Below are 7,229 nucleotides of genomic sequence, written 5' to 3'. Positions count from 1 at the left end.
TAGCGTACATACAGTTAATTTAATTACTTATTCTGAGTCATTTCAGCTCCGCCGCTTCCGCCTTCTTTCAAGTCATCATTGGTCACAGATTTCTTTTTTCTAGGCTTCTGATCTACACTTAGCTTGCCTATTCTGTAGCTAAAGTTGATCTTGAAGTTCATGTTACGCATGATGTTCGTACTGTTCTGAACAATTGTCGGTGTAATGATCTCGTTTCTGATTTTAAATTCTTTCGCAAGGAAGTTATCCGCTCCTAATCCTATAGTGCCTCTTTTCTCAGCAAACTGCTTATTGATCCCCATTCCGTAGGCTGCAAATCCTCCTGATGAACCTTGCAATTGCACGCTTCTGCCTCTGGCAAAGGTGAACACTTGAACCTGCCAGTCTTTAGGCAGCGTATAGTTACCAAACAGACGACCACTGATTACGAAACCTTCATTTGATGCTGCGTAAAGTGGATCAGTAAGACCATTGTCAAGCATCGCATAGTAGGCGTCCACGCTTCCGTTCAATGAGAACTTGTCGCTGATACTGATATTGGTGAAGATGTTTGTTCCAACTGCATTTTCATGCCCAATGTTGTCATATCCGGTAAAAATCACCCCGTCATCCTGGACAGTCCTCACTGCCTGAATAGACCCTATAGTATTTCTGAAGAAACCACTGAAGCTAACCATAGTACCTTTGAAGAAAGTGCTATAGCCTAACTCATAATTATCAGTGAATTCAGGATCCAACTCTGGATTACCCTGAGAAACCTGTAGTGGGTTGGATTGATCAATATTTGGATTCAAAAATCTGAGAGAAGGACGTGAAATTCTTCTGTTATAAGACGCTTTGATCAAGTTGCCATTTGAAAGCTTTCTGCTCAAGTTCAAGCTAGGAACGAATGTGCCGTATGAAGGAATTTCTACAGCTGAAGACTCAGTTTTGAAATCTGCAGTGATCGTAGTGTACTCATATCTGATACCTGGCTTGATAGTATAATTCTTAAACAGCGTCGCTGTGTAAGACAAATAACCAGCTGTTACATTCTGATCGTAGCTAAATTCATTGTTGAAAGTTGGATTCAGATTCTCTACATATTCACCATTAGCACCTTCGGCTTGGAAATAGGAAAAGTCAGAATACGCTTTTCTCAGGATGTTTTTAGCACCATATTCCAAGATGGACTTACCCTCTTTTCCAAGTGGCTCTACAAAGTCAAGTTGAATTGTAAACTCCTCGTTTTTGCTTGGATTATCATTTTTCAATCGCGAATCAATTGTGGACATATCGTCTGTAAAAAGTGTATTCACGAATGAATTCTGCTGATTGTTTCTACTGTACAAAGTCAATAAGGAGATGTCTTTTCCCTTCTTCTCGAAAGTCTTAGTATAGTTCAAGCTGATATCTACAGAATTTGAGTTATCCTTGGTATCTGTTTCTCTAAGTGCATTTCTCACCAAATCACCATTTAGGAAATTCTGAGTGAGGAAATCATTTTGGTAGTTTTGAGAATTTCTAATTCCGAAATTCACAGCTGCAGTCAAGAAATTGTACTTATTAATTTCATAATCTACTCCTAAGTTGTATCTGCCAAAAAGATAGTCTCTCCTAGTATCAGCCGACTGAAGAATAGTTGAAACAGAATTATCCGGATTCGTCACTACCTGCTTATTATCAAAACTACCAAGCGTATTATAACCCGCTCTACCATATCCACCTAGGGAAAAGCCGAATTTGCCTTTCCTTGCGCTTGCATTTAGACCAAAATCTGATCCTCTCAGACCTGTGCCCGTACGGATATTGGCGGACATTCCTTGTAGGTTATTCTTTTTGGTGATGATGTTAATCACACCCGAAGTACCTTCCGCATCATATTTAGCCGAAGGAGAAGTGATTACCTCTACCGCCTTGATTTCGTCAGCAGGAATCTGCTTCAAGGCATCCGTAATGCTACTTGCTGCGATCGCAGAAGGTCTGCCATCAATCAATACTGTGATATTGCTACTTCCTCTCATGGACACATTACCATCCAGATCTACAGAAAGCATAGGCACTCTTCTCAAAACATCTGTTCCGTCACCACCAGCGGTAGTCTTATCATTTTCAGCTTTGTAGATCGTACGATCCACGCGCTCTTCGATCAAATCACGCTGACCTTGCACAGTGACTTCTTCTAGAGCCAGTCCCTTGTCAGTCATCTCGATCTCGCCAATATTAACATCTCCTGTCTTGGAGTCTACCTGAATGTCGCTGACAGTTTTGGTTTCAAAACCCAAAAAGCTAAGCCTCAATTCATAGGTGCCTGGATCCATACCTGTGATAAAAAACTTCCCTTCTCCGTCTGCAACGGCTCCAGCAATATTGGTTTCACTTCCCGTTACATATAAAGCGGCAGTTGCATAAGCAACAGGTTCTCCCGTATTCAGATCCTTTGCAGTACCAATGATTTTAGCAGGTGTGGTTACTCGCCCCGTAGGCTGCTGAGCCATCACACCGGTTGTGCCGATCAGAAGAAAAATTGCGATAATGTTAAATAATTTTTTCATGTATAGTAGATAGTTGCTCAGTTGGTCCGGTGAAAGAAAGATGACTCTTGTTACTTTGAAGCCCCTTCCATAACATCAGTTATTTTCAATTCTTGAGCCTCGTGCTTATTGATACCCCAAAACAACAGGGTTTGTTTGGCAGTTTTCCCGTTAATAGACGGTTGGCGCAATTCCATCGACAAACCCCCACTTTTGTCAGGTAAAACCTCCTAATTAATCTGCGAGTGGCTTTGTCTACTCGATTAGACTTTTGGCAGTCGTAATCATCGAATTCGTAGATTACATTTTATATAAAGGAGTGCTTTGCGTTAGTTTGAATACTGAAAATCAGATTTATGATCAATCTTAGTCCCAAAAGACGAGTTTCGATTCTAGTACATATTCTGGGCTGGTCTATGCTCAGCACTGTACTGCTTCTCCTTTCACCGCTTTCTTGGCGTGTAGAAATCCCCACGGAATTTTGGATCAAACAAGTGTTTCTCGCAGTATTGCTAATAGTAATCTTTTACAGCAACATGCTTTGGTTCGTGCCGAATGTATTGCTCAAAGGAAAGTTTTGGCTCTTTATACTCACGATAATTCTGGCGAGTATTTTATTTATTGGCTTGCTTATTTACCTGGACAATTTTCTCAAGCTTCCGGAGCTCATGCACAAAGCTTTCAACCCGGACGAGCCCTACGTTTATAAAGGTCGAAGGCTTTCCTATGACATATTTAATGTGTTGGTCTATCTGCTGACCATCGGGATCAGTACCTCTGTGGCTTCCGTACAGAAATGGCAAAAAGATGAGTCTCTTCGAAGAGAGTTGGATCAACAGCGAATCAATACCGAACTCTCTTACCTGAAAGCTCAGATCAATCCACACTTCTTTTTCAATACTCTCAATAATATCTACGCATTAACAAACCTGGATGTGAAAAAAGCTCAAGAGGCTCTTTTGAAACTATCTCGAATGATGCGCTACGTACTATATGAAAATCAGAAAAATGAGACTCTGCTAAGCAGGGAAGTCAGCTTTATAAATGATTACGTAGAATTGATGAAAATGAGGCTGACCGAAAAAGTTACGCTCAATATATCTATAGAAGAACCTAAAGATGATCTAATAATTGCACCCATGCTATTGCTCCCTTTTTTGGAGAATACATTCAAACACGGAGTGAGCAGCCAGCAGCCAAGCGAAATCATGATTAAACTGGAGGTAATGGGCAAAACGGTTTTTTTCGAGACCAGAAACCATATTTTCCCAGTACATTCTGAAAGTCCAGAATCTAAAGAAAACGGCATCGGTCTGGTGAACACACAAAGAAGATTGAGCCTGATCTATCCAGATAAACATCGTCTGAAATTTGGTATAGATGAAGCCAAACAAGAGTATTGGGTAAACCTTACGATCAATCTCGAATGAAACTAAGCTGCGTAGCCATAGACGATGAACCTCTTGCACTGGAATTATTAAGCAAGTTCATCAAGCAAACCTCCTTTCTGAATCTGATTGGCAAATTTTCGAATGCAATTGACGCCTTGAGCTTTATCAATCAGAACGAGGTGCAACTTGCTTTTATGGATATTCAAATGCCTGATTTGTCAGGGATGGAACTCGCTAGGGTGCTGGATGGAAAGAAAAATTCAGACAAAACCCGAATCATCTTTGCGACAGCCTATCATCAGTTTGCCATCGAAGGATACAAAGTCGAAGCACTGGACTATTTGCTGAAGCCTTACAGCTATGAGGAATTTTTGAATGCGGCTACCAAAGCTTTTGCCTACTTCGAGAGACAAGCGCAACCCAAGAACGAATCCGCTTCTATTGACAGTGCTACTCCAGAGTATATTTTCCTGAAAGTAGAATATCAACTGGTCAAAGTGATGCTGAAGGATATCGCATACGTCGAAGCGTATAAGGACTACGTGAAAGTACACCTGCTTTCCAAACCAAATCCGGTGCTTTCTCTCACTAGTTTGAAAAGCATGGAGGAATTACTACCATCCGATAAATTCATGCGAGTGCACCGCTCGTATATTGTGTCACTGGATCATATAGACTCCGTATCAAAAAACATGATCCAAATCGGCAAAAATCACATCAGCGTTAGCGATAACTACAGAGAGGGATTCTTGGAGTTTATGAGTCGATGGATGAATTGATTGACTACAATTGATTTATACAATCATCATTAGCAATGAGCATCTGCTCGAATTCCGAAATATCTATGTTTTCTTGAGAACACGCGGGTAAATTTTGAGGAAATTTACCCGCGCTCACAATACGAGGGTAATTATTACCTGTGTTATTTCCGAGATGATAGCGAGCGTAAAAACGCCATTTTAATAGACTTCACTGGATAAGACAAAGCCTCAATTTCCAAAAATAGTTGATTTTGATTCGGTAGAATTTCATACGTCCCATCGGGGCATGCTATGGGTAGCTACAAAATTATTCCACAGATTCTGCTGTGCGGTTAGGTACAGCCCTATATTGGTGGAAATCAAAGAGCCGAACCTAACGGCACGGCTGGCTCTCGATTTTAACCATATTTCTACCCATAGTTTGTCCCTAAAGGGAGGTGAGGATGAATCCAAAAAAGGATTTAAAGCTGTAAAAATCACAGCAACGTTAGCGATAAATACAGAGTGGAATTCTTGGAATTTATGAGTAAATGGATGAATTGAATGAGTGCCCTTTTTCGACTCTAGGAATTATTATTAAATGCATACTACCAATTACTACCATTCCATATTAATTAATTAGTCTATCATATAAAGCACCCTTCCCAAATAGGATGGCTCCAAAAACGCAAAGTCCAATTATCAAAATTAGTAGGGAAATTGAAAAAAGAATGTCTGATATTTCTACATGTTTATTTTTCCCAATCCCAGAAAAAGAATCATCACCTTTCATTAAAAATAATAGGTTTTAAAACCTTGAATCAAGCCCATTCGTGGGATCTGCCTAGCTTCAAAAACAGGCATGAACGAATGTAATCCTGGCTTCGACTTCGCTCAGCCTGATAGATCCGCAACCTTATCTTTAGCGACCTCTGCGTAACCCTCCGTGCCATCCGCGGTAAAAACCCTGCGGTTAAAAAAGTTAAAAAACAAAAAACCCGATCTAGCGACCGGGTTTGAATTTTCTATCTCCTTCCTCCCTTTCCTGGAGGAAGCATCTTGCTCATGGCGGCTTTGGCTCCACCCATCTTGTTCATCTGCTTCATCATCTTGCGCATATCCGCAAACTGCTTCATGAGGTTATTCACCTCAACGATAGTTCTGCCAGATCCGGCAGCAAGTCTCTTTCTTCTATTTCCATCGATCAGATCAGGCTGTTCACGCTCGACTGGAGTCATAGATCGGATGATTGCTTCAATAGGCTTGAAGGAATCATCGTCGATATCCATTCCTTTCATGGCTTTGCCCATACCCGGAATCATTCCCAGCAAATCCTTGATATTACCCATTTTCTTCACCTGCTCCAGCTGAGAAAGGAAATCATCAAAGTTGAAATTATTGGTACGGATCTTCGAGTTGATACGCTTGGCTTCGTCTTCGTCAAAAGACTGCTGCGCTCTTTCCACCAGGGAAATCACATCTCCCATTCCCAAGATTCTCTGCGCCATACGATCTGGGTGGAACACATCCAGATCTTCCATTTTCTCACCCGTAGAGATAAACTTGATCGGCTTATTCACTACGTGACGAATGGATATCGCAGCACCACCTCGTGTGTCACCATCGAGTTTTGTTAATACTACACCATCGAAATTCAATCGCTCATCAAATGTCTTGGCAGTATTTACTGCATCCTGACCAGTCATGGAATCGACTACAAAAAGTGTCTCAGATGGATTCAATGCTTTTTTCAAAGCCTCAATCTCCTTCATCATCACATCGTCCACAGCCAGACGACCGGCTGTATCGACTACGACGGTTTTCTTCCCAGTCTTCTTTGCATAAGCAATGGCATTGGTAGCGATTTCAAGCGCATTCTTATTTTCAGGCTCAGCATATACCTCTACGCCGATCTGTCCACCCAATACTTTCAACTGATCAATCGCAGCCGGCCGATAAATATCACATGCCACCAACAATACCTGTCGGCCTTGCTTCTTCAAGTGTGCTCCAAGCTTTCCTGTGAAAGTGGTTTTACCAGAACCCTGAAGGCCCGAAATCAAAATGACCGCTGGATCGCCGGAGATTTTGATGTCTTCTTTTTTACCGCCCATGAGCTTGGTCAGCTCCTCTTGGGTGATTTTAATCAGTAATTGCCCGGGAGAAACAGAAATCAAGACATCACGACCTAGGGCTTCGGTCTTGATAGTATCGGTGACTTCTTTGGCTACTTTATAGTTAACATCGGCATCGATCAAAGCTCTTCTAATCTCTTTGACAGTCGTGGCGACGTTTATTTCGGTGATTGTTCCGGTTCCTTTCAGCGTTTTGAAAGCACGGTCTAATTTTAAACTTAAATTATCAAACATTCCTTTATGTGGCTATTTGGTGCAAAAGTAATGATTTTCATCAGTGATAGAAAGGAGTAATTCATGTGTTTATAATTGTTTTTATGGGTCATGCCGAAAGCTATCGGGAGAATCTCGCTCGAGAGATAATCATTCCAATGTGTTATTTTATCGCCATGCTCGATTTGATCTACTCCAGCCTTAGTCTCCCTATTTTTGTAGATGGGGTTTGCCTAT

General features: G+C 41.3%; 4 protein-coding genes. 2 read left to right on the top strand and 2 right to left on the bottom strand.

All coding sequences use genetic code 11. From position 1 onward, the window contains the following. Positions 1–23 precede the first annotated feature (23 nt). Positions 24–2,534 (bottom strand): TonB-dependent receptor domain-containing protein, encoded by a 2,511-nt coding sequence (locus BVH04_RS12890; protein WP_086541881.1) that lies wholly within the window; start codon positions 2,532–2,534, stop codon positions 24–26. Positions 2,535–2,869: 335 nt separating this feature from the next. On the opposite strand from BVH04_RS12890, the gene BVH04_RS12885 reads away from it, so the two are divergent. Together BVH04_RS12885 and BVH04_RS12880 are read left to right on the top strand one after the other, a co-directional pair. Next, positions 2,870–3,943: a sensor histidine kinase gene (locus BVH04_RS12885; protein ID WP_240510916.1), complete on the top strand. Its 1,074-nt coding sequence runs from the start codon at positions 2,870–2,872 to the stop codon at positions 3,941–3,943. Continuing rightward, on the top strand, positions 3,940–4,683 hold the full coding sequence (locus BVH04_RS12880) for a LytR/AlgR family response regulator transcription factor (RefSeq protein ID WP_086541880.1): 744 nt from the start codon (positions 3,940–3,942) through the stop codon (positions 4,681–4,683). Before BVH04_RS12885 ends, BVH04_RS12880 begins: the two co-directional genes overlap by 4 nt. 986 nt (positions 4,684–5,669) lie before the next feature. On the opposite strand, the gene ffh is transcribed toward BVH04_RS12880, so the two are convergent. Next, positions 5,670–7,013: a signal recognition particle protein gene (gene ffh, locus BVH04_RS12870; protein ID WP_086541878.1), complete on the bottom strand. Its 1,344-nt coding sequence runs from the start codon at positions 7,011–7,013 to the stop codon at positions 5,670–5,672. Positions 7,014–7,229: the final 216 nt, after the last annotated feature.

The sequence above is a fragment of the Algoriphagus antarcticus genome, assembly GCF_002150685.1.
Lineage (GTDB): Bacteria > Bacteroidota > Bacteroidia > Cytophagales > Cyclobacteriaceae > Algoriphagus > Algoriphagus antarcticus.
This window is presented reverse-complemented; position numbering and strand designations above follow the sequence as displayed.